17 protein-coding genes are annotated in these 25,592 nt (G+C 64.3%); 1 reads left to right on the top strand and 16 read right to left on the bottom strand.

All coding sequences use genetic code 11. The annotated features are described in order from the left end of the window. Positions 1-2 precede the first annotated feature (2 nt). Complete coding sequence (locus LG388_RS00380; protein WP_225780871.1) at positions 3-1,370, bottom strand: HlyD family type I secretion periplasmic adaptor subunit; 1,368 nt, start codon at positions 1,368-1,370, stop codon at positions 3-5. A 5-nt stretch (positions 1,371-1,375) separates the two neighbouring features. Next, positions 1,376-3,118, bottom strand: a complete 1,743-nt coding sequence (locus tag LG388_RS00375; RefSeq protein WP_225781785.1) for a type I secretion system permease/ATPase — start codon at positions 3,116-3,118, stop codon at positions 1,376-1,378. Between the two features lie 285 nt (positions 3,119-3,403). On the opposite strand from LG388_RS00375, the gene LG388_RS00370 reads away from it, so the two are divergent. Next, positions 3,404-4,393: a hypothetical protein gene (locus tag LG388_RS00370; RefSeq protein WP_225780870.1), complete on the top strand. Its 990-nt coding sequence runs from the start codon at positions 3,404-3,406 to the stop codon at positions 4,391-4,393. An 82-nt stretch (positions 4,394-4,475) separates the two neighbouring features. Here the strand turns inward: LG388_RS00370 and LG388_RS00365 are convergent, their stop codons facing one another. The 14 genes from LG388_RS00365 to LG388_RS00300 form a co-directional block, all read right to left on the bottom strand. Further along, positions 4,476-5,339 carry a SapC family protein gene (locus LG388_RS00365; protein WP_225780869.1) on the bottom strand — a complete coding sequence of 288 codons (864 nt, stop codon included), beginning with the start codon at positions 5,337-5,339 and terminating at the stop codon, positions 4,476-4,478. A 45-nt stretch (positions 5,340-5,384) separates the two neighbouring features. Beyond that, positions 5,385-6,200, bottom strand: coding sequence for a SapC family protein (locus LG388_RS00360; RefSeq protein ID WP_225780868.1), 816 nt, complete (start codon positions 6,198-6,200; stop codon positions 5,385-5,387). 131 nt (positions 6,201-6,331) lie between these two features. Then, the gene (locus LG388_RS00355; protein ID WP_225780867.1) at positions 6,332-10,345 is read right to left on the bottom strand and encodes a hypothetical protein; all 4,014 of its coding nucleotides are present in this window, start codon (positions 10,343-10,345) and stop codon (positions 6,332-6,334) included. A 291-nt stretch (positions 10,346-10,636) separates the two neighbouring features. Then, on the bottom strand, positions 10,637-12,430 hold the full coding sequence (locus LG388_RS00350) for a hypothetical protein (protein ID WP_225780866.1): 1,794 nt from the start codon (positions 12,428-12,430) through the stop codon (positions 10,637-10,639). Between the two features lie 211 nt (positions 12,431-12,641). Next, positions 12,642-15,128 carry a glycosyltransferase gene (locus LG388_RS00345; protein ID WP_370630065.1) on the bottom strand — a complete coding sequence of 829 codons (2,487 nt, stop codon included), beginning with the start codon at positions 15,126-15,128 and terminating at the stop codon, positions 12,642-12,644. After that, complete coding sequence (locus LG388_RS00340) at positions 15,118-15,945, bottom strand: ABC transporter permease (protein ID WP_225780865.1); 828 nt, start codon at positions 15,943-15,945, stop codon at positions 15,118-15,120. Before LG388_RS00340 ends, LG388_RS00345 begins: the two co-directional genes overlap by 11 nt. A 180-nt stretch (positions 15,946-16,125) precedes the next feature. Further along, positions 16,126-17,319 (bottom strand): acyltransferase, encoded by a 1,194-nt coding sequence (locus LG388_RS00335; RefSeq protein WP_225780864.1) that lies wholly within the window; start codon positions 17,317-17,319, stop codon positions 16,126-16,128. Then, positions 17,283-17,585 carry a hypothetical protein gene (locus LG388_RS00330; RefSeq protein WP_225780863.1) on the bottom strand — a complete coding sequence of 101 codons (303 nt, stop codon included), beginning with the start codon at positions 17,583-17,585 and terminating at the stop codon, positions 17,283-17,285. The genes LG388_RS00335 and LG388_RS00330 overlap by 37 nt, the downstream gene beginning before the upstream one ends. A 332-nt stretch (positions 17,586-17,917) precedes the next feature. Next, positions 17,918-18,889: a UDP-glucose 4-epimerase GalE gene (gene galE, locus LG388_RS00325; protein WP_225780862.1), complete on the bottom strand. Its 972-nt coding sequence runs from the start codon at positions 18,887-18,889 to the stop codon at positions 17,918-17,920. Further along, positions 18,886-20,493 (bottom strand): glycosyltransferase family 4 protein, encoded by a 1,608-nt coding sequence (locus LG388_RS00320; RefSeq protein WP_225780861.1) that lies wholly within the window; start codon positions 20,491-20,493, stop codon positions 18,886-18,888. Before LG388_RS00320 ends, galE begins: the two co-directional genes overlap by 4 nt. After that, positions 20,486-21,253, bottom strand: a complete 768-nt coding sequence (locus LG388_RS00315; protein WP_225780860.1) for a glycosyltransferase family 2 protein — start codon at positions 21,251-21,253, stop codon at positions 20,486-20,488. Before LG388_RS00315 ends, LG388_RS00320 begins: the two co-directional genes overlap by 8 nt. After that, the gene (locus LG388_RS00310; protein WP_225780859.1) at positions 21,250-23,433 is read right to left on the bottom strand and encodes a hypothetical protein; all 2,184 of its coding nucleotides are present in this window, start codon (positions 23,431-23,433) and stop codon (positions 21,250-21,252) included. The genes LG388_RS00315 and LG388_RS00310 overlap by 4 nt, the downstream gene beginning before the upstream one ends. Beyond that, positions 23,433-24,779 (bottom strand): ABC transporter ATP-binding protein, encoded by a 1,347-nt coding sequence (locus LG388_RS00305; protein WP_225780858.1) that lies wholly within the window; start codon positions 24,777-24,779, stop codon positions 23,433-23,435. The genes LG388_RS00310 and LG388_RS00305 overlap by 1 nt, the downstream gene beginning before the upstream one ends. Beyond that, positions 24,757-25,572, bottom strand: coding sequence for an ABC transporter permease (locus tag LG388_RS00300; protein ID WP_225780857.1), 816 nt, complete (start codon positions 25,570-25,572; stop codon positions 24,757-24,759). Before LG388_RS00300 ends, LG388_RS00305 begins: the two co-directional genes overlap by 23 nt. Positions 25,573-25,592 lie beyond the last annotated feature (20 nt).

The raw sequence follows: 25,592 nt of genomic DNA, 5'->3' as shown, positions 1-25,592 counted from the left end.
GCTCACTCCTCCGTCAGCGCACGCGCGGCTCGGTCGCGCAGGGGCTTGATCAGATAGTTGAGAAAGGAGCGCTCGCCAGAGATGACGAAAATCTCCACCGGCATGCCAGGTCGAATCTGCTGGTTGTGCAAGGCCTTCACGCCTTCGGGAGTGACCTTCGCCTTCACCTTGTAGTAGGGCTGGTGCGTCGCCTCGTCAGTCAGGCGGTCTGCAGACACCACGGTCAGCTCACCCGGGACATTCGGCGTCGTGATGCGGTTGAGAGCCGGGAAGGACAAATCCACCGGCAAACCCGGATGCACCTTGTCCACCAGATGGACTGGCAGTTGCCCCTCCACCTCCAATGGCTGATCCTGCGGCACCACGTCCATCAGCTTCTGACCAGCACCCACCACGCCACCGCGCGTGAACACGTTGATACCCACCACGATGCCTCCCGCCGGCGCACGCACCTCTGCATGCGCCAACTCGAACTCCGCAGCCTTCAGTCGCGCCTGTGTGGTCTGCACGTCGCGCTCGATGTCTGTCAGTTGGGTGCGCACTTCCTTCTGATATTCATCACGGCGCTGGGCCAGGCGAAGCTTCTGCTCCAGTATCTGGCTCTGGATGCGTCCGCTCATGCCAGCGTCATCGGCCAATGCGGCCACCAATTGCGAATATTGACGATCCAGTTCCATCAGCCGATTGCGCGGCACATAGCCTTCGTTGGACAGTTCGCGCGTGTCGGCCAACTGCGCCTTCAGCGAAGCTTCCTGCAGGCGGCGGCTCTGGTTGCTTTCGCGCAGCGTGGCCAGCTGAATTTCCAGGCCGCGGATGGTCTGCTCAATCACCGACAGGTCGCTTTGCAGCGCCGCGCGACGCGTAGCCAGCAGTTGCCGCTGCAGCGCCATGGCCCCGGCGGCCTCCGGCTCCCCCTCCCGCGCCTTGAGCTCCGGGGCAAACTGGGCCTGCGCCAGCCCGTCGCGTTCCGCCAGCAGACGCGCCTGCACCGCCAAGCCGGTCGTCAACTGGCTGCGCAGCACATTGGCCTGCGCGGTCGGCGTGGTCGCGTTCATGCGCACCAGAACGTCGCCCTGCTTCACGACGGAGCCCTCACTCACCAGAATGTCTTCGATGATTCCGCCAGTGGGATGCTGTACCGCCTGCCTGTTGCCGCCCACGATCACGGTCCCACTCACCGGCGTTCCCTGATCCAACGGCGCGAACGCCGCCCACACCATGAAACCGACGAAACCGCCGAGCACCAGCAGCCAGCCCCAGCGCGTGAAGCGCCGCTCATCGAAGCGCCCACCGGAAACCAATTCGACATCCACGGGCGTGGCCAATTCCTGCTTGGCGCCCCCGGCATTGGAAGGAAGCTTGAGATTCATGAGACTCAGATCGGCTTGTTCGGTTGAGGTTGCACGCCTGCCAACGCGGCTGGCGCCGCTCCAGCCGACCGCGCCAACGTGGCCAGCACTTCCCGCGAAGGACCGAAGGCCTGCACCTGCCCCTCGACCAGCAACAGCAGCTTGTCCGTCACGCTCAGCAGATTCGTCCGGTGCGTGATGACCACCACCGTTCGGCCCAAGGCCTTCAGCTGTGCCAGCGCGGCCGACAACGCACGCTCTCCGGCATCGTCGAGGTTGGAGTTCGGTTCGTCCAGGACGATCAGCCTCGGCAGCCCATACAGAGCCCGCGCCAGACCGATGCGCTGCTTCTGCCCACCGGACAGACCCGCACCGCCATCCCCCAGCTGCGTGTCATAACCCTTGGGAAAACGCAGGATCAGTTCATGCACGCCCGCCAGATTGGCCGCCTGCACCACCTTCTCGGCATCGACCTCCCCGAAGCGGGCAATGTTCTCGCTGATGGAGCCCGAGAACAATTCGATGTCCTGCGGCAAATAGCCCAGATAGGGCCCCAGCTCGTCCTTGTTCCACTGATAGACGTCCGCGCCGTCCAGGCGAACCTTGCCGCCCGCAGCGGGCCACACACCCACCAGCAGCCGGGCCAGTGTCGACTTGCCCGACGCGCTGGGTCCGATGATCCCGACCACGTCGCCAGCCTCGGCCGCGAAACTGACGCCCTTGAGCACAGGCGCAGTCACACCCGGCGGCGCCGCGAGCACGCCCTCCAGAGCAATATTGCCCTTGGGCGGCGGCAGCGACATGCCTGCGACTCGTGCGGGATTGGCATCCAGCAGTTCCTTCAGGCGGCCATAGGCACTGCGCACGCCCGCCACCTGCTTCCAGGCGCCGATCACCTGCTCCACTGGCGCCAGCGTACGGCCCATCAGAATCGAGGCGGCAATCATCATGCCGGCAGTGATCTCGCCCTCCACCACCAGCAAAGCCCCAAGCCCCAGCACCAGAGACTGCAGGGACAGCCGCACGAACTTCGTGCCGGCCGTGACCGTGGCAGCTTTGTCGCTGGCCTCTGCTTGCAGGCGCAGGAACTTGTCGTGCACGCCATACCAGCGATTGCGCAACGCAGGCAGCATGCCCATGGCTTCGATCACCTCGGCGTTGCGCAGATTGTTGGTGGCCTGCTGACTGGACACCACGGCCATGGAGTTGGCCTCCTTGAGCGGTTTGTGCGACACCCGCTCGTTCACCCAGGCCAGCAGCATGAGCAAAACCGCACCCACCAGTGCCAGCAGCCCCAGCTTGGTGTTGAAATAGAAGATCACCGCCAGGTAGATGGGAAAGAAGGGCGCATCGAAGAAGGCAAACAATGCCGGCCCCGTCACGAACTGCCGGATCGTCGTCAGGTCGCCCAGCGACTGGCCTGCGTTCACCGCACTGCGCCGCAGGTTCTGCTCGAAAGCCGCCGTGTACACACGTTGGTTCATTTGCATGTCCACCTGCGCGCCCACCCGGATGATGACTTGGCCGCGCACGAACTCCAGCAGTGCGAGCAAGGCAAACAAGCCCAGCGTGATCAGGGTCAGCATCAACAGCGTCGTCTCGTTGCGGCTGGCCAGCACACGGTCGTAGACCTGCAGCATGTAGATCGACGGCACCAGCATCAGCAGATTCAGGATGGCGCTGAACACGCCCACCGAACAGAAGGCGCTCTTGAAGCTGCGCAGCGCCTCGAGAATTTCGTTGCGCACGGGCTTGGCAGCAGTACTCATGGGAGAAAAGGCCTGGATGAAGAACGCGCCGCGCTGAATGCATGCGACGCGCGGCAACCGGAGCGGATCGCGTGGCCGGCACGCATTCCGGAAAATAAGGACAACCCCTGATTCTAGTCCCCCGGCATGATCCGCTGTTCAACCTCGATCGAATCGTTGCAACCAGAACATGCGGCCTAGGCGGTCGGCCAGATCCGGCCTGCGCCTCGGCCAAGGGCACTATGGCTGCGGCCGCATGGCTTGGCTATAAACCATGCTTCCATCCACTCTGCCAAGCGTCATTCCATGCCCAGCCCCCACACGACCCAGTTCCTGGCGCAGTTCGGCATCAGCGCCGATGATGCGCGCGAAGTCATTGTCGACCACCTGGACAACCCCGCCGCGATCTACGCCGCCGCTGACAGCATCGGCCTGAAGTTCGACATCATCGCTGACCTGCTGGGCGTCGAACAGTCACTGGTCAACAGCTACTTTGCGCAGGCCGGGCTCAGCCCAGCCATCAGCGCACTGGCGCCCTACGGCCTGACCCTGGGCGACGTGCGCCCGTTGGTCAATCAGTTCGCGTCGACCGCTCCTACCGAACTCTACGATGCCGCCGTGGCCTTCGGCCTGCGGCTGGACGTGCTGGCTGAAATCAGCGGCAGCCTGAGTGCCGGTGACTTCCAGAGCATCTTCGCCGCTCACGGCCTGGACACCAGCGTGCTCGGCGGAACCAGCGGCGGCAACCCCGGCGTGCCGCTCGTAGGTAGCGACCTGCCCGCCTTCTTCCAGCACCTGGTGGGCTTCAACGATCAGGCCGGCGCGCTCTCCACCGAGGCAATCCGGACCAAGGTGCTCGACAGCGGCGTGAGCCTGGCTGACTACAACGCGGCCTTCGACCCCACGCGCTACGCCGGCAGCGCCGACGGTACCTTCAGTACCGACGACCTGGGCTTCTCGCACCTGGGCAGCTTCACGGCGACCGGCGCCAATCTGGAGTCGCTGTACTACGGCACGCTGATCCGCACCTTCAATGCCATCGACGCCCAGGAGATGGACGAGATCATCCAGTTCACCAACGTCCATGCGGCCGAATTGCAGGCCGGCAACGAGGCCACGCTGACCGCCTACTTCGGCCTGCTCCAGACCGTGTACGAAGACCCAGCCGTGCCGCCGCTGCTCGAACCCGAAGTACTGTCCGACATGCTGGCCTTCACGACCAGCGCCTGGATTCAATACGCGGGTGGTGAATACGGCCCCTTGTTTGGCCTGGGAATGCTGGACACCTTCGGTTGATTCGTGCCCACACGTGGACCTCTGAGGTTCGCAGCACCCGCCAGCCAGCGCGCGCCACGGGAAGCCGCGGCGGGAGGCTAGGTCACTTCTTGCCAGCCAGCACCGCACGCAACCGCCCCGCGGCATCGGCGGGTGCATCCACCTTGGGCCGCGTCGACAGTCCGGCCAAGGCGCTGCGCAACGCAGAGGCTGCGGGCAACGGGGCGTGGCTGGCGCCCACCGGCTGATCAGCGAAGACGCAGGCCCAGCGGCTGTCCACTAAGTTGGTCAGCGACACGCGATGAGCGTGTACCAGCGCCAGCGCCCCCGTGTCCCGCAGTCGCAGCAGCACCTCGGGCGACAGGGCAGCCAGCGCCTGCTCGTCCACCAGGGCCTGGCCTTGCACCACGGCTACCGGCCCGCCGGCCGCCGCCTGCAGACGCAGTTCCCGCTCCACCAGCAATCCGGCTTCGCGCAGTTGCTGCACCAGAAACTGCGTCAGTTCCGTGTCGGCATGCAACCGAACGAGTAGCTTCTGCACCTCTTCCAGCACCGGGGCAGGCGCGCCGGAAGCCCCGAACAGCGCGACGCCTTTACCCGCTGCGAAATGCGGTGCCTGCGGCACCACGTGCAGGGTGAAGTCGCGCCGCGTCTCCGAACTCTGAGCCGTGGCCGGATGCTCGGCAAGCACGAAGGGATAGCGGCGCACATGCACTGGCACCTGCCGCGCATTCCACTGCCCCTTGGCATTCACATAGGTATTGGTGCGAATGCCCGTCAGCGCGTGCGGAAGACCGCCCTCCGCCAGCGGGAAAGCCAGCACATACTCGCGCGCCAGAAGCAGCGCCTCCCCGGAGACGACCGGGATCCGCAGCTCCTCGGCGGCAAACTGCCACGTCTGCCGGGGCGAGAAGCGCAGACCGGCATGCTTCTCGCGGTCCAGCGGCTCATGGTGTGAAAACAGCATATTGAGGAATCCTTGTCCACGGGCCGCCTCAGGTGGCGGCCGATCTCAGTTCTTGGGGAACAGTTTCGCCCAATCAACGCCTTCGAAATTGATCTCGCCGCCCTCGGCAGGCACAGCGCCAGCAGCCGGCGCGGCGCCTGGCTTGGTGGCGCGTGCCAGCACCCCATCGCGCAGGTTCGACAGCGACAGCAGTTGCGCGTAGGCCAGCGCCAGCGCGCCACTGCGATGCAGGCGGCCCAGGGTCTCCGCGTCCAATTCAGCCAGCTTGCGCGAGTCAACGATGCGGAAGCCCTTCAGGCCACTGACCTTGCCATCCTTGTTCTTGACCTGGATGCCTTGCGCCACCAGCAAGCCCGCTTCCTCAATTTGCTGGGTGAGTAGTTGGGTGCGTTCGTGGTCGAGGTGCAGACTCTTGAGCGCTTTGAAGACCTGCTCCAGCGCAGGCGTAGCCTCGCCAGCCTCGTTCAGCAGCAGAGCGCCCGAGGGCGAATTCAGATGAGGTGCATCCGGCACCACATGCAGGGAATAACTGCGCTCGCCCGACTCCGAGGCCTGCTGCGAAGCCGGGGCATCAACCAGAATGAAGGGGTAGCGCCGCACGTGCGCCGGCACATAGCGTCCTACCCAGTGCCCCGTCTGAGCGACATACGCATTGACTCCGGCCTCCACCCCCGTCAGCACCTGAGGCACGCCGCCCGACTCCACCGGGAAGACGATCGTGTATTCGCGCGCCGCGATCTGCACTTCGCTGGCGACGATGGGAATGAGCATCTCCTTCGCGGCGAAGTGATAGGGCTGGTTGGCCGTGAAGCGCAGATCCCGATGGCGCTCCTTGTTGAACGGCACGTGGTTGTTGAACATGGTCGGATCCTTCTCTAAAAAAAAAGCTGCCCCGAAGAGCAGCTTTGGATTGTCGCAGCTTCCAGGCACCGCCCGCCAAAGCGGACGGTGTAGGGAGCCGCGAACTTCTCAGTCGCTGACTAAGCCGAAGCTCAGGCGAAGATGAAGTTTTCAGAGATACCCAGATCTCCAGCTTCAGAGTAGTCAGCACCAGCCAGCTTGATTTCCCACGAGTAGCCGTTGCCAGCCAGGGTTTCAGCCTCGGAACGGATGAAGGTATCCGCACCGTCGTAGGTCACACGCAGCTGGTTGTAGGCCGTGATGCCCAGACCACTCACATCCAGAATCGTATGGCTGTTGATGGTGCCATACGGGTTGGCGTTCACCCCGGTGTCGTCTGCGCCAATGAAGTTGTTGATGGTCCAGGTCACTTGCGACGTGCCCGCGCCGGCTGCGATACCAGCACCAGTCGTAGTGAACTCGAACGTGGTGTTGTAGCCTTCGCCCACCCCGGTCGACGTGTTCACAGTCCAGTTGACATCGAAGCCACCCAGAACCACCTTCACGTCCGTCACAGCCGGATCGCCAACGACACCCGCACCCGTGTAGGCGGCGTCGATGTTGCCAGTGACCTGACCGGCGTAACCGCTCAGATCGATAACTTCCAACGCTGCGTCCAGATCAGCCAACTGCACGCTATCGGACGCGTATGCATCGCCATTGCGAGCAGCAGCGTTGCCGCCCGTCAGGATCAGTTCACGCGCAGCCACGCCTTGCGTTGCCCAATTTGCAGCGGCATCACCCGTCAACACGAAGTTCGACTCGTTGCTTTGCAGACCATTGCGGTCCAGCAGCACCAGATCGAAGTCGTAGTTCAGGGAAGCAGTGCCATTGCGACCCGAATCCAGATCAAGGTTGATGGTGCGATAACCGCCGACCTCCAGAGCGAGACCGCCGCCAGCCCAGTCACCCAGATCATAGGTGGTGGAGCCCGTGAAGCTCGTGTGAGTCAGGTCCACATTCACCGCAGACAGGACGCCGGACGAACGCAGCGTCAGTGCCGTATCAGCGCCGTCCGAGTACGAATCGGCCGTGAAGACGCCCACGTTGACGTTGTCGCCGAGGTTGATCAGTTCCAGACCAAAATCGTCGTCCGTCACACCCGCCGTGCCAACGCGATAGGCCGTCGCCCCACCGTGGAAGTGATCCACGAAGTAGCTTTCAACGCCGGTGGTGGCACCGTTGTTGAAGCTGCCGTTCACCCCACCGGTGTATTCGCCACCGCTGTAGGAACCATCAATGGCGTCGTTGTAGCCATTGTTGTCACCGAACACCAGGGTTTCGAAGCCGGTGATCTTGGTGTTGGTCGTCGTAAACAGCAGCGAAGGATCGTTGAAGTTCGTGAACTGCAGCACGTCATCAGCGCCAGCAGTGCCGGTGAACGTATTCGTGCGATCCACCGTACCGTCGATGGTCGTAGCCACGCTGGTGTTGACCAGCAGATGCAGGTCGCCCGTCAGTTCGCTACCGTCCACCGTGAGGCTGTCGCGGTCGGCCGGCAGAGGTGCCGTCCAGTTCGATGCCGAGTGAATGTAAGCCGTCAGATCTTGCGTGCCTTCCAGATTGAAGGTGTTCACGCGCAGAGCGTCCACAACGTCGATCTCGTTCACCACGTCGCGCGCACCGTCCGACAGGATGGTCAGTTCGCGCACGGCGCTGTTGCCGCTGGCAGGCGTACCGTCGATCACCAGGCTGTCGACGTCAAGCAGGCCGTCCAGGCGCGCGGTGTTGTCCAGCACCACCGTCAGCGCAGCGGCTGCGGCGTTGGTGATGGTGACCGTGCCTTGGTACTGGTTGTTGTTGCTGGCGTTGGCGCCCAGGGTCTGGTTCTTGCCGCTGATGTAGACCGTGTCGACCGAAGCCTGCAGGTCGCGCAGCGTCGTGGAACCGTTGGACTCGGTGGCCACCCACACTTCTTCCACGCCGTCCAGCTTGCCCGTATCGAAGTCGATGGTGGCGCCGCCATTGCCAGCCACGACCAGCTTCTGGATGTTGGTGACGCTCTCGAAAGAGTTGGCCGCCGTCGTGCCCACCGAGGTGTCCACTTCCAGCGTGTTGAAGCCTTCACCGCCGTCGATGCTGATGGCACGCTTGGTGGCGGCGCCAGTCAGGTTGACACGGTCATCGCCCAGGCCGCCGATGATGTCCAGCGCGAAGTCGGGGTCGGCCGCCAGGGCGTTGTCCACGAACAGCGACAGGTTGGAGCCTGCGTCACCCAGGGTGTAGGTGAACTGCACGGGCTCGGTGGCGCCGATCAGGTACTTGTCGATGGAAGCGGCGGTCAGTGCCGCGCCCACCTTCAATTCGCCCTCGAAGCCCGCGGCGTTGAAGGTACGTACGTCCACCAGGCCAGCGCCGAAGGAACCTGCGTTGGGGTTGATCGGGATCAGGCCGCCACCGGTGTAGGCCGTCAGGCGGTCGTCGGTGGTGGTGGCGTAGTCTGCGCTGCCGGGGTTGCCGTTGGGCGACTGGTTGTCACGCGTGCTGTCACCGATGTACAGGTAGCTCGTGGCGCCTGCGTTCAGATGCGAGATGTTGACCGTTTCCAGCGCATTGTTGGTGGAGGTCAGGCTGGTGACCCAGCTGCTGCGGTCCACCTTGACGTCGAACTGCTCGATGCCACCGGTTTCCGCGAAGGAACCGATCAGCGCCGAGCCGCCCTGGGCGCTGCGGCCCACGTCGTCGAGGATGATGTTGGTCTTGATCGGCACTTCTTCCTGGACGGGCTGGCCCACAACCAGATCCCATTCCAGCTGGCCCGACGGGGGCTGCAGACCGCCGTCCCAGCCGTAGCCCAGGCCCACAAATTCGCGGCCTTGGTCGACGTCGGTCAGGGTGATGCTGTTGTCGGCGTTCAGCGTGACGGTCACGCCAGCCAGTTCGGGCTCAGCGGCAATGGCGGCTTCCAGGGCGGTCACCAGGGCGGCATAAGTCGCAGGGCTGCCCAGGCCATCCAACACGAATTCAACGCCACCCAGCGTGAAGCCGACGGCTTCCAGCGAGAAAGCTGCCAGTTCGGATGCCGGATCAGCATTGTTGGTCAGCAGCAGCGTCAGGCTGGAGTTGCTGTTGTTGATGGTGTTGGTCAGCTGAGCGGGGTCGAACAGGGCAACCAGGCTCGGGCCAGCGGCAGTGCCGTCACGGAAGGTGAAGAAGCCATCGTGGCCGATGGGGTCGGTCTGACGCATGCCGAAGGTCGTGTGCTCCGGGCGCGTGCGGATGTCTTCGATGATGACGGTCGAGCGGCTGTTGTCCGACCACCATTGCTGCACACCGGAAGCATTCTCGGCATCGATGGTGTTGAAGCCGTTGCCCAGCAGGTCCAGGTTGGCGAACTGCGCGCGAATGTGGACTTCTTCGACGTTCTTGATGTTGGCGTCGATGGCAGGACCGACGGGCACACCACCCGTGACCACGGAGGTCAGCGTGGCGTTGAAGACGTCGTAGCCTTCGCCGCCATCGATCTTGTCACCCGAATCCCAGGTGTTGGACACGGCGCCCAGGGAGTTCTGAGCCAGGGAAGCCGTGATGGTGTCGTTGCCGCTGGTGCCGACGATGTTGTCCTGACCAACGGTCAGTTCCAGGCCGGTGGGGGTCTCGCCGCCGCCGCCGCCCAGTGCGGAGGGCAGGCTGTTCCAGCCGCCATACGTGTCGGTGGAGTCATAGGACGCTTCGGCCGAGGTTTCAGCCTTGGCAGCCAGGTTGGCTTGCAGGGCGGCCAGGTCGGAACCTTCTTCCCAGTCACCACCGCTCACCAGTGCGACGACGGTGGCGGCGAAGTCGCCATAGCTGTCGAAAGCAGCCACTTCGGGGGCCAGCAGGGCAACCCATGCAGCCTTGACTTCGGCAGAGATGCTGCTGCCGGCGGTCAGGTTGTTGACCAGGGTCGTGACGAAGGCGTTGGTGGGAGCGCTGGACTTGTAGCCCGTGAAGGGCACGTCAGGGTAGTTGAACAGCAGATCCAGGATCTGGCCGGGCGTGGCGCCATCGGCCAGAGCCGCTGCGCCGCCAGCGATCAGGTCAGGCGTGGGGGCCTTGTTGAACACGGCCGAGAACAGTTCGATGATCGCCTGTTCGTTCGGGCCATAGTTGTCGATAACAGCCATTGAAAAGCTCCTGTACGGATTGAAAAAATGGCGCGAACGCCGGGTTTTAGCGGTTCGGATACTAGCCGCCGGTCCCTACCCCCCATGTGACGGGCGTCACACGGTGCTGCATTTACCAAGCTGGCCAGTGGTCATATGTCCATGACCGCCGAAAGAACCGTAATCAAGTGTGCCACATGGCATAACACAGGCACGCGGGGCGTGGCGCCGAGAACCTTCAGGCGTCTGCTTTGCGCCACAGTTCTTTCAGGGCCGCGATGGCTGACCATGACCAGAAGTTTGCGCACGCTTTCATTCAGCCCGCTCAGCGGAGGCAGGGCTCGCAGCGGCCGAGCTCCAATGCTGAGCGGGCGAGCCGGCGAGCGGCAGATGGAACACGGGCGAGCGGATCAGCGCCCCGTCGCGGGTCTGCACGGTCAGGCGCAATCCAAGCGGGTCGGGCATGGGCAAGGTGTTGTCCAGACCGAAGGCGAAGGTGCCTTGGGGTCCGCTCAGGTCCAGGCGCCCGACGCCCACGGCGTCCAGCCATGCCCGTGGCGCATCCTCCTGCCCGCTCAACCGCCAGCGAAGGGCCTTGCGCAGCCCCGCGCTGTGGAGTTCGATTTCGACTTGCAGGGGTTTCCCCAGGCCTCGTGACAGGCGCTCCAGCCAATCGCTTACCTTTTGCTGATAGTCCGCTCCGAGCGGCCGCACGCAACGGCATTCGTCAGCCCAGGCCTGAGCCCTTGCACCCTCCAGCGGACCCAGCGCCACCAGCGCGTCTTCGTCCACCACCACCGTGGCCGACGGGCGCCCTTCCCAATGCTCGATCACCGCCGCCATGTCCCTCAGATAGGAGATGCGCTGGAAATCCCGTGGAACGAGCCGGTCCTGGGCGGCGGACGCCAGCTGGAAGGCGTACTGCGTGGCGTTGGGCTGGCTGAACTGGGCAATGAGCTGAGAGGTATGCCGCTGGCCCATGACGAGCAGCGCGGCAAGCGCAGCAGCAACGAGCCAGGCGCCCCGCGGCGCACGATGGAGCGCCCAGGCCGCGGCCACGGCGAGCGCCCAGGCCATGGCCAGCGCGACGCGGTGATGGCCGAAGCTGAGCGTGCCGCTCTTTGCCAGCGGCACGACGGGCAGCAGCACCGCGACGGCACAGGCGCCCCAGAAGAGCACGGCTCCCGATCCGGCCGGGGCCCGTCTCGGCCGGCGGCCGGCGACGCCCAGGCCGAGAAGCAGGACCAATGCAGCCAAGGCGGCCCAGCCAAGCGCTCCCGCGCCCATCAGGAGCACTCGCAGTTCCTCCAGCACGGTTGTCCATGGCGGCATTGCGTGCTCGTCGACGTTCAGGCTGGCGTACCCCCCCACGCCATCGAACAGCCACCATCGCAGGAGCAGGTAGGCCCCTGCCACGCCCACGGAAGGCAGCAGGAGCAGCATGCGTTGGCGCAGGGTGACGCGGGCTGCGGGAAAGAAGAGCAACACCGCCGGCAGCGGGGCGTACAGCTCCTTGCACAGGCAGGCCAGGGCGTAGAGCAATGCGGCCAGCAGCGCGAATGCCGAAGCCCGCCCGTGGCGGCCCGCCCCTGCCCTCTCCAGCGCCGCCGCCCACGAATGGATGCCCAGGACCGAGAACAGCAGGCCGTAGGCATAGTGCCCGGTCATGAGCATCTGCCCGACCACCGCCGTGGCCGGCATGGCCAGAAAGACCAGCGCGCCCGTCAGCGCCGCGGCGAACCCACAGCCGCGCCGCAGCAAGGCCCAGCTCGCCCACGCCGCGGCCCAGAGCACGGCCAGCAGATGGAGATGATGGCCGCGGGCGTCGAGTCCCGCCCAGGGAAGGCCGATTTCGTAGAACAGGACATTCCAGGGCGACACGTGCGCATAGGACTGCTGCAGCATGACTTCGCGCTGCGTGAAGTACTGCCAAGGGGAGTGGGTCACCGCCATCCGCAGGTGGGCAGGATCGTCGAAAGTCCACCCGACGCGCAGGGCGCCGTGATGCAGCGCCGCGCATGCGAGCCCCAGCAGAACGCAGACGGCCAGGTGCTCGCGCCAGGGCAGGGGCCGGCCCATGCCGGCACTGAAGGCATCCGATCTCAAGAGAAGTCCTTTCTGCCTATCCGCGAGAACGCACGACGACGGTCGGGCCGGTGCCCGGCCCCATGCAGGCATGCGCAGCAAGCAGCCGCCACCTGGCGTTGGACAGGCTCAGCCTGGCCACCGAACCGCGCTGCGCCTTCGAGGCCATGGATGCGCAGTCCGACGACAAGCACATCGGGCGAGCGAGGGGCAAGGCACGCCGCCCTTGGTCTCACGCCCCCCGCGGCGGCCACGCCAGCGAGAAATCCTGGGCGTGGATGTCGAGGGTGAGATTGGGGTTGTATGCAGGATCCCGCGAAAGCAGAGGGCCCCAGGTGCGCATCATGTAGTCCACTTCGGACACGAAACGCGCCCGCTTCTCGGGACTTTGGTCTTGGCCACGCGTTGCCGATTCATGGTGAAACAGCTCCGCATAGGGGGTCCAGACGTTGCGCAGCCCCGCCTGCCGCAGCCGCAGACAGAAGTCCACGTCGTTGAAGGCCACCTTGAGATCGGCCTCGTTCAGCCCGCCCACGGCAAGATAGTGCGCCTTACGGATCAGCAGGCAGGCGGCTGTCACTGCAGAGAAGCCCTGGATCAGCTGGGCACGGCCGAAATAGCCGGGATCCCCTTGCGCCCGGGCCCGATGCGCATGGTTGGCGACCCCACCGACGCCCAGCAAGACGCCGCCGTGCTGCAGCGTGTAATCGGGATACCAAAGGCGCGCGCCGACCGCGCCCACGCCGGGCTGCAGGGCGATGGACACCATTTCTCCCAGCCATTCTTCAGAAATCACCTCGACGTCATTGTTGATGAGTCCAACCAGCTCTCCGCTTGCGTGGCTGACCGCCAGGTTGTTCAGCGCCGAGTAATTGAATTCGCGCTCGTCACGGATGACCTTGAAGCCGGGCAACTCTGCCAGCGAGCGGAAGTAGGCGACGGCCTCCGGGTCGGTGGAACCGTTGTCCACCAAGATGATTTCGTAGTTCTGGTAGTCGGTTCTCGCGAGGATGCTGTTGATGCATTGGCGCACCAAACCCAGCGCATCGCGCGTGGGAATGATGAGTGAAACCAGTGGTTGCGGATCCGGGACCGCATAACGCACGCGGTAGAACGGACCATCGCATTGCGCCTGGCCCCGTATGGCGGCACGGGTCAGATGCTCATTCAGTGCTTTTTCGCCAGCCAGTTGCGCATAGGGTTTGGCCTCCTGGGAGCTGGCTGTGCTGTCCGCATGGACGCGCCAGTGGTAGAGCACGCGCGCGATGTGATGGATCTGATCAGGGCGGACCCGCTCGATGCAGCGCAGCGCCAGGTCATAGTCCTGCGAGCCCTCGAAGCCCGGGCGAAAACCGCCTACTTCTCTGACCAGCGCCGCATGGTAGACCCCCAGGTGCGAAAAGTAGTTCTGGGAATAGAAGAGGTCGATGTTCCAGTCAGGCTTGAAGTAGGGGTGCACACGCTGCCCTTGCGCGTCAAGCTTGTCTTCGTCCGAATACAGGAGCCGCAGTTCGGGGCTCAGGTTCAGCGCCTCGGCCACCCGAAACAGCGCATCCTCGGCCAGCAGGTCATCGTGGTCCATGAGTGCCACCCAATCGCCGCGTGCAAGCTGCAGCGCGCTGTTGGATGCCAGTGAAATATGCCCGTTGGTCTCTCGAAATACCACCTGTATCCGCGGATCCCGCTCAGCCCATGCGCGCAGGCGCTCCCGAGCCTGCGCATCAGGGGATGCGTCGTCGGCAATGCACAGCTGCCAATGAGGGTAGATCTGCGCACGCACGGACTCGATGGCGGCATCCAGCCATTCCCCGTTGGCGTTGTAGGTCGGCATCACCACTGAAATGAGGGGCTGACGGGGGAGAGCCTGCGCACGCTGACGGAGGTGGTTTCGCCGATCGTCATCCAAGGTGTCATAACGCCGCACCCATTCGGCGTAGTCGTGAGGGTCGGCCACGGGGGGTTGCATAGGCTCGGCCACCACGTCCGCCGAGCCGCCAATCAACGGAGGATCGGTTTCGAGCTGCAGCGCCATGCGCCGCAGGCCCGTCACGCCGGCGTCTTGCCAGGCGGCGTATACCTCTCGCGAAGCGCCCATCCATCCACCATTGCGATCTGCAGCCACCGGCACCAAGCGCATCAATCGCCGGGCCCGTCTGACTTGGAGTCCAGCCCACCGGATCGGACTGGACAGCCGCCAACTGGTGGAAGCCAGCATCTGCTGATAGCGCTCTTCGTGGCGCGCCACCTGCTCCTGAACGGCTTCGCGCGCCTGGCGTTCTGCTGCCAGCGCCTGACTGATCCGGTTCGGCAGGTCATCCATCTGCGCCTGCGCACGTGCGGCCACACGTGCCTGCGCCGACACCCGTCGCTCGCTCTCATCCAGAGCGGTGCGCAGGACGGTCAACCGCCCCCCCAGGGCGTCCAGCTGATGCCGCATCGCCTGCACATCTGCATGACTGGCCTGCAGCCGCTGGATGGCTGTGGCACTTTCATCGAGTTGCTGGCGCATCACGCGCACCCGCGCCTGCTCATCGTGCAGTTCTACGCGCAGACGAGCCAAGGTGACGGCATCTTCGTGCGCACGGTCGCTCCACTGAAGCTCGCGCCGCTGCAGTTCACTAAGCTGATGGCGCAGACGGCTCAACGCATCGGCGCCGACAGCCGCGTCCTGCCCTGCCTCGTCCAGGCCTTGAGGACGGCTCGCCACTTCAAAGGACATCCGCGAACCCCTTGCGCGTTTTCTGGAACCACAGGTACCCCAACCACGCCACCACGGAGGCAGCGATCAGGTACGCACCCAGATGCAGCCAATCGGGCATGTGTCCGAAAATGAGCACGCTGCGTGTCTGTTCAATGATGAAAGTCAGAGGATTCGCCCGCATCCAGGGCTGGAAGAACTCGGGCAACGCGCTCACAGGGAAGAAAACGGGCGACAGGAAGAGCAGAACCGTTGTGAGGACGGCGACCACTTGCCCCACATCGCGCAGATAAACGCCCAGCGAAGCGATCAGCCAGGCCAGCCCCATCGCCAGGACGAGCATCGGAGCCAGGACGACGGGAACGAAGACAACCGTCCATGGCAGGTCGCCCTGTAGCACGACCATCGCAGCGATCAGTACGATCAAGCTGGCCATCGCCTGGAACAGCGCAGAGCCTGCCGCCACCGCCACCAGGGTTTCCAACGGGAACACCACTTTCTTCACATAGTTGGCGTTCGAGAGTATGAGCGTCGGCGCGCGATTCAGGATGTCGGAGAAGAGCGCGTGGACGATCATCCCGGCAAAGAGGATGACTGCAAACTGAGCGCGCGACTCGTCCGTGCCGCCCCAACGAGCTTTGAACACCACCGAAAACACGAAGGTGTAGATCACCAACATGAGCACGGGATTCAGGAAGGACCACAGCAGGCCCATGACGGACCCTTTGTAGCGCCCCACGATCTCTCGCCGCGTCATTTGCGCGATGAGGTGCCGGTGAGACCACAGACCGGACAGCAGTGACCCGAAGGATGTGGGATGTGCGGCGTGAGGGTTCAAGGGCCTGTCCTGCGGAAGGAATCACCGCATGCCATCGAACATGGCCAAGCTTGGTCCTTGTCGAGAACGGCAATCAGATTGCTTTGGCGGCGCGCAGGCATGGAGGAGGAAAGCAGAGGATGTCCGTCCGCATGGGTACGCCGCCTTCGGCAAGCACTCGCGGCTCAAGCATCAATTATCTCATCGAAGAAAGGGCGCCGAAGGGGGCTGCAGCGCCCCCGAAGCGGCGTCGGCCTCGGGCGGGCGAAGGTCCAGGAATGGCTTTTCGACGTAGAAGTAGGTGAGCGTGGCAAAGCCATAGAAGGCGCCTGCATAGGCAAGGTACACGGCCATCGTCTGCCACGGGCCCGCCACGCGCACGCCGGCCATGTCGAGCGCGGCGTTCGTCAACGTGAGCATGCAAATGTGGCCCAGGTACAGGGAATAGGAGACGAGGCTCGTGTAGCGGACGAAGCTGTCCAGCGGCCGCCATCCCAAAGTCCTGATGCTCTCGACCGCAGGCAGCACAAGCGCCAGCAACACGGAGACGAGCGGAAGGAACAGCACCATCGCCCAGTAGTGGCCAATCAGCCCTGGTGCGCCGTGGGCGAGGTACACCATGACGATGACCAGCGCCGGCACGAGCCACATGCCGAAGCGTCGCAAGCATTCGAACACCGGGGGCCATTCCGCTTTCAGCAGGGCCACGAGAACGCCAAAGGCGATCGCATCCAGCCGAGCCAGCACCACCATGCGCAATTGGTCATCGAAGGTCCGGTAGTCGCGGATGTCCATTGCCAGGAACATCTTCATGGCCAGGGGGAGCACCACGAACACGCCGCACGCCAGCAGCAGGCCACGGCGCGCGCCGAAGCCGGCTGCCAGCAACAGAAGACAGAGCAGAGGGAAAAGGAAGTAGAACCACTCTTCGACGGCCAGGCTCCAGGCGTGCGTGAAGAAAGGCAGCGGGCTCCAGGCAAAGTTCTGCATGAAGAACGCGTAGGGATACGCGACTTCGACCTTCGCCACGCCGAGGTAGTCGAAACGCAGGTACACAAGGACGAAGAACACGTACAGCGGCAATGTCCTGGCCCATCGGCGGCACCAGAATTTCCACACGCCCCCCAGTGTGTGAAGCTGCCCTTTCTTGGCCAGACGCCACAAGATGCCACCGATCAGGTAACCGCTGAGCACATAGAAGACTTCCACGCCGAGCGTTCCCTGCGCCCGCCAGAACCCACCGAACCATTCGGGCGGCTGATGGTGCGCCGAACCATGGCCCACCAGGACCAGCAGGACGGCAAACGCCCGCATGAGGTCCAACCCGAAGATCCGGCCGGCCCCTTTCGACGGCGCAGTCATTCGACCCAGGCGGCGGCCAGATTGCAGTTCCAATTGTTCTGTGCCTCAGCAGCCATCTCGAAGGTCAGCAGCGCCGGCAGGCCTTCCAGCGCCTCGAGTGGCAGGCGCACAGGTCCGGACTTTGCGCCAGCCTCCAGAGTCAGCTCCGCCACGGGTTCACGGCGATCGGCCCGATAGGCCCGCACTTGCACCGGCGCCGCACACTGCGCATCGACCATTTCCAACTTGAGCCCAGGCTTTTGCGCCCGCAGGGACAGGGTTGTCCTGAGCGCGGTGCCTGGCGGCAGGGGCAGGACCATGTACGTTCCGTCCCCGTGCGCCTGATAGACCTCGTATCCGAGCTTCAGAGCCTCGCGGGCCTTGGCGTCCGGGTACACAAGCTCAGCCGGGGCGGCGCTGGGCGCAGATACGGCGGCTGGCCCAGGGGCGGCCGGGCCGGGGCCGGGGCCGGGGCCGGGGCCGGCTGTACGCCAGCGATGCTGCACTGCTCCAGTCGATGCACGAAGTAAAGGCTGGCAGCAATGATGGCCAGCACCACCAGGATCTTGGGAAGATTCTTCATTGCGGATTTCCTCAGTTGCGCATCGAGCCGCCGCCGAGGGCGCTGGACGTCCGACACGCTGGCGGGTTGTCAGTAAGCCGGGTTGCGGTGCCAGCGCCAGGCGGTGTCGATGATGCGGGTCATGTCGGTGTAGGCCGGGGACCAACCCAGCACTTCACGGGCCTTGCGGCTGGCGGCGACCAGCACCGGCGGATCGCCAGGTCGCCTGGGCATCGCTTCTGCGGCAATGGCCCGCCCGACCACCTCTTCGGCCGCAGCCAGCACCTGCTTCACGCTGAAGCCGCAACCATTGCCGAGATTGAAAACATGCGCCCCCTCGTTGCACGCCATGAACTTCAATGCCAGTTCATGCGCACTCGCCAGATCGTTGACATGCACGTAGTCGCGCACACAGGTGCCGTCGGGCGTGGGGTAGTCATCGCCGAAGATGCGCACGCGCTCACCTGACAACGCGGCACGGAGCACGTTGGGGATCAGGTGTGTTTCGGGTTCGTGCGACTCGCCAATATCGCCTTGCTCATCCGCACCGCATGCGTTGAAGTAGCGCAAGGCGACCGAGCGCAAGCCATGGGCCTGCGCGGCATCCTGCAGGATGCGCTCGACCATGAGTTTGCTGCGCCCATAAGGATTGATGGGCAGGGTCGGATGCCCCTCGTCGATCAGTTCTGCTTGCGGATGGCCGAACACAGCGGCCGTCGATGAGAAAAGGAACTTGTCCACATTCCGGGTGCGCATCCATTCCAGGACATTGAGCGTGCCCGCGACGTTGTTGGCGTAGTAGTCGTAGGGCACGGCCATGGACTCACCCACAAGGGAGCGCGCGCACAAGTGGACCACGGCGTCGGCATGGACCCCTTCCAGCGCACGGAACAGCCCCGCACGGTCCACGATGTCGGCCTCGATCAGACGTCCCCAGCGCACCGCCGCGCGGTGGCCGGTCGACAGGTTGTCGAGCACGGTCACCTCGTGGCCCACGCGCGCCAACCATTTGCACAGATGGGCGCCGATGTAGCCCGCGCCCCCACAGATCAGATACTTCATGAAGCCACCACAGACTGCGCAGGCGCTGCGCACGACACCTCGGCAGGGACGCCCCCATGACGCCATTCGCCTGCAGAGGCATCCAGACCCGCGGCCTCCGCCAGGGCGGCTTGCGAGGGCTGCCCTGGCGAATCGGCCGAAATGGGTTTCACGTAACCCGGAAGCGCGGCAACGCCGTGCAGGAAACTGTTCCTGGAATGGGCTTGGCGGATGCGCTCGAACTGGTGCTGCCGCCATGCCAGCGCCTGCGCGGGTGCGTCGATCAGCAGCTGCAGACGGGCCACGTATCCTTCCACGTCCTCAAAAGGGTCGACGCGCTGCGCGCCATCCAGGAGGTCCGAAATTCCCCCTACATCAGAAGCCACGATGGGCAGCCCGACGCTGGCGGCTTCCAGCAGCACGTTCGGCAGGCCGTCCCATGCCGAGGTGTAGAGGAAGGCGACCGGTGTCGGCCGCTGACCCAGATCAGCAAAGCTGCTGTAGGGACCATGCAAGCGGATGTTCGGGATCCCTGCCAGAAGCCGCTCCATGCCCGTGTCCATCACGGCCCCGCCATGCACGTCGAAAATGACTTCCGGCATGCGCTTGGCAATGCGCGCCAGCAGGTCCGGACGCTTCTGACGGTCAAGCCGCCCTGCCCACAGCACGTGCCGTTCGGGCAAGACCTCGCCATCGGCAACCTCGGCCGCTTCGGGCGCTGGCCAGGCCGCCATCTGAGGCGCTGGGAAGCGCACCACATGGAACAGGTCTTCCCGCAAGCCCATTTGCCGGCACCACAGCCGCGGGGTGACCGGGTTGTCGCTGACCACTGCGTCGAGCATCGCGTGGCAATGCCCCAGATAGCTGCGCGCATACCCGACCGGCAGCCCCTGTTCGTTGATGTCATCGCAGTACAGGCTGGCGTAGATCCGGGAATGCTGGCGCAGCGCAAGCCCGTTTCGCTTGACGGCTTCCCAGGCCAGTTTGGAGTTCATCACATGGATGACGCCGGGCGATATCTGCAGCAGCAAGCGCACCACGACGTCGATGCGATGCTGCGCCTCCAGTTCCTCCAGGGCGGAGCCGGCAGGCACGAAGGTCACGCCAGCCGCGAGCCGATCGCTCCACGGAGAGGATGCGTTCTCCGTGGCGATCACGGCAACGCGCTGCGCAAAATCCGTGGCCAGGGCATTGGCAAAATGGATGGCACCGAGATCAGCACCGCCACTCTTGAGCCAGGGCACGAAGATGATGTGGTCCAGGTGGGGCGGGAGCAATGCCTTCAGATGGAAGTAGGAATCGCCGGGCAGGCTGTATGTCCAGGGCGCGGCGTAGAAAGTGGCCGAACTCACCCATTCGCCGGCCGGATGCACGGCGGGGTCGATATCCCGGGCAATCTCGGCCAGCTCGGCTTTCACCCAGTCCGGCAGTTCGGGAGGGTTCCACGGCTGGCTCAGCGCTAGCGCTTCCAGTTCCTGCGCGGTGGAAATTTGCACACGTGCAGGAAACAGCCTGCTTGCAATCCTGAGGCTCGTGGTGCGAAAGGCCTGCAGGGCTCGCGGCGAGAGAACTTTGCCCAGCGAGCGATCGAGCGCGCCGTGGCAAAGCCGCAGGAGTTCATACATTCGGCGCCCCCTTGTCGAAGAAGCGGGATGCGCGAATCACGGCCCCCGCCTGCTGGTGAGCAATGTTGAGGGAGCCCCCTTCCTTGCGACGCTCAAAGCGCACAGTGCCGCGCGCCAGGCGATGCACATAACCGAGCGCGATGGTTTCGCAGTTCCAGTGCCAGTCCTCGAAGCCGAACCCAGCCTCGCCCACGCGCGACACCTGGTAGGGGCAGTTCTCGAAGACCTCGCGTTCCGCGAATGCACAGGCGTTCCAGTAGTTGGTCGTCAGAAGAGCCCCCGGCCGGTAGTACTCTTCCAACTGGTCCACCTGCCACCAGTAGGCATTCCAGCCTCCGAAGGCCAGCATGAGTTCCGGATGGAAGATGTTCTTGCCGCCATCGCCCCGGATCCGCTCGACACAGGTGGCGATCCAGTTCTTCGAGAAGTAGTCGTCGCCGTCGAAAGTGCCGATGTAGCGGCCACCGGATTGCGCGACGGCAAAGTTGCGGCAACTGGAGAGATCGCGGAACGACACTTCGTGGATCTGGTCATTCGGGCGCAGCGCCGGATGCTGCGTGACCACCCGCCGCGTCTCGGCGTCGGCATTGTCCAGCGTGATGACAAACTCCACGGACAACCCGCGCTCTTCGGCAAAGTTGCGGCAACGCTCGATGGAGTGCAGCGTGGGATGCGCCAGCACGCCTTCTGCATGGAAAGTGATGACTGCGCTCACGTCCGGCGTACGCGGCGCACGGTTGACTCCCTGACTGATCTTCATTTCGCTTCCCTATCCATCGGGCGTCCGGTGATTCTTTCAAGCACTGTGAGAGGCCGCCTGCGGGTGGCCTCAAGTCGGGAACGCAGGGCGGCCATGTGTGCGGCCACGGCGGCCGCCAGCCCGCCGATACGATCCGGAAAATTCCAGCCTGGGTCCATGCCCTCGCCACGCAAGGCTTGCACCAGAGCGCCCCCCCCCTCTGCAATGTCTGCCTGCAGTGCCGCATGGGCCTGACGTACGCAGAAGTTCTGCCACCGCTGGTTCGAAAGGTCTGCCTGCAAGGCTTGAAGTTGCGCCTGGAGCCACTGCACCTGCGCCAAAGGCTCCGCGCCGACCGGCGCCTGCTCGCCCGAAGGCAGCGCATCTTCACCCTCTGCAGCGACAAGCCTGCGGGACAGTCTGTCGATCTGAGCCAACAGCACAGCCTCCACGTCAGCCTGCCCGGCGGCCGGACGTGCCTCCAGGCCGGCTTCCGTCGCGGCCGCCGCAGCAGGCACGGGCGGCTCGTCGGAGACAACTGCTTCGTCCCCGAGCCGGTGTGGCACGCGTCGACTCCACTCAGCCAGGGCCTCGACAGCCTGACTGAGCGCCACGTAACTTTCATGCAACTGCAGGCGCTCCGCCTCGGCGCTGTCGAGTTCTGCGCGAGCCTGTGCCAATTCTTGCAGACTCAGCCGCTCTCGCTCCAGGGCACGCTCCAGTTCGGTGTCGCGTCTTGCCCTCGCCTGCGCCTCTCGCGCCTCGGCCTCGGTCAAGCGTGCACCGAGAGCCTCCTTGTCGCGCCAGTTCTGCTTGGCTTCGGCTTCCCAACGGTTCGCCCGCTCGCGCTCACCCGCCAGTTCGCCCAGCAGCTCGGCCTCGCGCAGCGCCGCCTGCTGCCGAGACTGGTCCAGCTGCACACGAATCTGCTCCAGCTGGCGCTCCAGGCTCAGCGTGCCAGTCCACAAGGCAGGCACGCGAACCAACCCGCCGCTGGCACGCAAACCATCCGACCCGCCGGGCAGCTCCTCGATGGCCGTGCCGCTGCGCAGGTGCAGGGCTGCCATGTGCCGCTCATGGCACCGGGCCAAGGTCGGCATGGTCAACCGCCAACGGTAATAAGCCGGATCGAACAGGAGATCGGCAGGGACGAGGTAGGCCAGAAAGAAGGCGTTGAGCGCCACCTTCGCCCATTCCGGCTCGCGCGTGGCCAAGGCCTGCGCCAGGAAGCGCATCGGGGTGTCGCCTTTGGCATCGAAGCGCCGCCCCCAAAGCGCGGCCTCGGCCAACAGACTGGAGTTGACGGAAACCAGTTCCTCGACGCTGGCCAGAAAAGCCAGGGAATCGGTGGAGGCATCGGCCTGCCCCAGTCCTCCTCGATAGACGAAGTGCGCGCCGGGATGGCCGCGGACGCTCACCTGATCGGCACCGAATCGGCCGATGGCGTCATAGAGCAGTTGGAGCGGCGTCCAGCCGCTGGCATAGGCCACGACGTTGGAATCGTCTTCGACCTGCAAGGCCACACCCGCGCGAAAGACGGGCGGGGTGCGTTCCAGCGCTTGGACGCGCGCGGAGTCCGCCACGAGGAGCCCGCGCAATCGGGCGGGCTCCAGCAGGTCGCTTCCTTCGAGCTGTTGCCTCACCCAGTCCTGCGACCAGGTGGGCGGACTGGTGCAGCCGTTCACGCCATGGAAGTCGAAGTAGATGGTGTCCCGGTACAGCGGGCTGCGCAAGGGTCCCAGCTCGTTGTGGATCACGGGGACCCCGCCCATCTGAGCCGCCGCCCGACTGAGCGCCGGAAGGTTGCACCAGCTGAGCAACGCCTCGATATCGTTGTGTTGCGCCAGTTCGCGCAGGTGCTGCTCAAGGCACGCCGCGAATGCGGGATCAGGCTCCGTCAGCAGGTGCCGAAACAGATCCAGATGACCACCGCCGATGCGCACCGCCATGTCGGCGAAGAGCTCAGGTGCGAGCTCGATCTTGTGGAAGGCGCGGAACTTGCGCTGGTCCGGACACTGGAAGCGCAACCCGCCAAGCTTGAGCCAGTCTCCGAAAGGGATGGAGGACTCATCGAAGTACGCCGAGTCGCCGATGAAGGCGACGTCCTCCACCTCGAAGCGAGCCATCTGGGCCAGCATCACCCAATGGAACAACGGGCCGCTGCCGCGGTCCACGAAAGGCAGGAGAACGGAGACGAACATCAGGTGCCTCCATCGATCTGCAGGACGCGTGCTGCCGAGGGACTGTGGATGATGCGGCCGCCGTAGGCTCCCCAGGTCACCGGATTCGACGCCACCTCCAGCAAGGCGGCGTTGAAGCAGCGATGGTAGAAGTAGTCGCTTTGGGGATGCGGCTTGATGCCGCATTGAAAGGAGTAGTAGCCGCGCGCCAACGGCAGCTCCAGGTCCAGTTCCCAGATGTAGGTGCGTCCTGCCTCGAAAGCCGGCAAACGGTACTGGTAAAAGTCGGAGTTGAAGGCGATCAGGTCCACGCCGGCCGCATCGCGCACCAGGATGCCGATGGCTGCGCCTTCCGGAACGCTGGCGTGCGCTTGAAGATAGGCACGCAATCGGATGGAGCCCGCCTGCTCCATCACCGTCACGGGCCGTCCCTGCGCGTCGACGAAGGTCAAACCGGTGAAGCGGATTTCACCGCTGCCCGACTGCTGGGTGAGCCGACGCTCGAAATCCGGGTCGGCTTCGGCGGCGGTGGGCGCACTCACCCTTTGCACGGCCATGAAAGCAGCCCCATCCTCGGCCATCTTCGACGCCTCCACGGCCAGGCGCCAGTCCTGCGTCGACACGCTGGTCATGGCATTCTGGTAGGCGTTGCACACTTCCTCCGCGGGACCGTCCGCCCGCATGCAGCCCTTGTCCAGATGGATGGCGCGCGAGCAAAGGCTCTTGACCGAATTGAGCCCGTGGGAGACGAACAGCAGCGTGACGTTGCGCTCCAGGATCTCGCGGATCTTCGCAATGCACTTCTGCTGAAAGAAGATGTCTCCCACGCTCAGGGCCTCATCGATGATGAGGATGTCGGGATCCACATGCACCTGCAGCGCAAAAGCCAGCCGGACCATCATGCCGCTTGAATAGGACTTGACCGGCTTGTCGATGAACACGCCGATGTCCGCGAAGTCCACGATGGCCTGGTACTTGGCCCGAACCTCCTCCTCGGACATGCCGAGGACCGCGCCCACCAGGAAGATGTTCTCGCGGCCCGTGAACTCCGAGTTGAAACCGGCACCGAGTTCCAGCAGGGCGGAGACCCGCCCCCGCACCTCGACCTCCCCCTCGCTGGGTCGAAGGCTTCCCGTCAGAATCTTGAGCAGGGTGCTCTTGCCGGCACCATTGCGACCGATCAACCCAACGGCCTGCCCCCGCGGGATCTCAAAGCTGATGTCGGAAAGCGCCAGATAGCCTTGGCCGCTGCGCTCACGCTGCCGCTGGCCGCCCAGCAAACTCCATTCGTGGACATGCTCGAACTCGTAGTACTTGCTCAGTCCCCGTACGCGGATGGCCAACTCAGAGTGCATCGGCGAATCCATCCCGGTTTCCCATGAAGGATGCATGGCCCAGCCAGGCCGTCAGCAATGCGATGGCCGTGCCGGCCGCGATGGTGGTCACGTCCGGTGCCCGGCCACCGATGAGCACGGCACGCGCCTGTTCAAGGACATGCGACAGGGGGTTGAATTGCAAGACGCTGCGGAAACCCTCCGGCAGGGACTCGACCGGAAAGAAAAGGGGCGAGATGAACATGGTCAGCAGCAGCAGAATCGGCACCACGTGCTCAGCGTCCGGGTGGTAGACGGAATAGGCCGAAAGCAGCCAGGAGCATCCCAGCGCGAAAACGGCGAAAGGAATGAACACGAGCAGAATCAGCGGCAGCGTGGCCGGCAGGCTCTTGTGAACCACGAGATAGAACACGCACCAAGTCAGCAGGCCGATGAAAAAATTGATGGCGGCCGATAGAAGAAGGGACCAGTTCAGCACCTCCAGCGGAAACACCATTCTTTTGACAAAAGGCTGGTTGTCATAAAGAAGCGATGGCGAGCGGCCGATAACCTCGCTGAAGAAGTTGTAGAAGATCAGGCCGGAGAAAAGCACCAAGGCGAACTCGACGCTACTGCCTGCGCCCCCCCAGCGCGCCTTCAGCAGGACACCGAACACGAGCGTGTAGCCGGTCAGCAGGAGCAGCGGACTGACGACCAGCCACAGCAAGCCCAAGCTGGAACGCCGAAACCGACTCTTCATGTCGCGCGCGACAAGTTGCCGGATCAGATAGGAATACCGGATCAGCGGCGAGAATGGATTGGGCCATGAACCCGTTTCAGTACTCATGCTTGTGTCTCGAGCAATAT

Source organism: Xenophilus sp. Marseille-Q4582 (assembly GCF_916700565.1).
Lineage (GTDB): Bacteria > Pseudomonadota > Gammaproteobacteria > Burkholderiales > Burkholderiaceae_C > Xenophilus.
This window is presented reverse-complemented; position numbering and strand designations above follow the sequence as displayed.

Bases quoted from the DNA above. Each gene is read 5' to 3' on its own strand.
- LG388_RS00380 (WP_225780871.1), bottom strand. From the start codon at position 1,370: ATGAATCTCAAGCTTCCTTCCAATGCCGGGGGCGCCAAGCAGGAATTG.
- LG388_RS00375 (WP_225781785.1), bottom strand. From the start codon at position 3,118: ATGAGTACTGCTGCCAAGCCCGTGCGCAACGAAATTCTCGAGGCGCTG.
- LG388_RS00370 (WP_225780870.1), top strand. From the start codon at position 3,404: ATGCCCAGCCCCCACACGACCCAGTTCCTGGCGCAGTTCGGCATCAGC.
- LG388_RS00365 (WP_225780869.1), bottom strand. From the start codon at position 5,339: ATGCTGTTTTCACACCATGAGCCGCTGGACCGCGAGAAGCATGCCGGT.
- LG388_RS00360 (WP_225780868.1), bottom strand. From the start codon at position 6,200: ATGTTCAACAACCACGTGCCGTTCAACAAGGAGCGCCATCGGGATCTG.
- LG388_RS00355 (WP_225780867.1), bottom strand. From the start codon at position 10,345: ATGGCTGTTATCGACAACTATGGCCCGAACGAACAGGCGATCATCGAA.
- LG388_RS00345 (WP_370630065.1), bottom strand. From the start codon at position 15,128: ATGTCCTTTGAAGTGGCGAGCCGTCCTCAAGGCCTGGACGAGGCAGGG.
- LG388_RS00330 (WP_225780863.1), bottom strand. From the start codon at position 17,585: ATGGTCCTGCCCCTGCCGCCAGGCACCGCGCTCAGGACAACCCTGTCC.
- galE (WP_225780862.1), bottom strand. From the start codon at position 18,889: ATGAAGTATCTGATCTGTGGGGGCGCGGGCTACATCGGCGCCCATCTG.
- LG388_RS00320 (WP_225780861.1), bottom strand. From the start codon at position 20,493: ATGTATGAACTCCTGCGGCTTTGCCACGGCGCGCTCGATCGCTCGCTG.
- LG388_RS00315 (WP_225780860.1), bottom strand. From the start codon at position 21,253: ATGAAGATCAGTCAGGGAGTCAACCGTGCGCCGCGTACGCCGGACGTG.
- LG388_RS00310 (WP_225780859.1), bottom strand. From the start codon at position 23,433: ATGTTCGTCTCCGTTCTCCTGCCTTTCGTGGACCGCGGCAGCGGCCCG.
- LG388_RS00305 (WP_225780858.1), bottom strand. From the start codon at position 24,779: ATGGATTCGCCGATGCACTCTGAGTTGGCCATCCGCGTACGGGGACTG.
- LG388_RS00300 (WP_225780857.1), bottom strand. From the start codon at position 25,572: ATGAGTACTGAAACGGGTTCATGGCCCAATCCATTCTCGCCGCTGATC.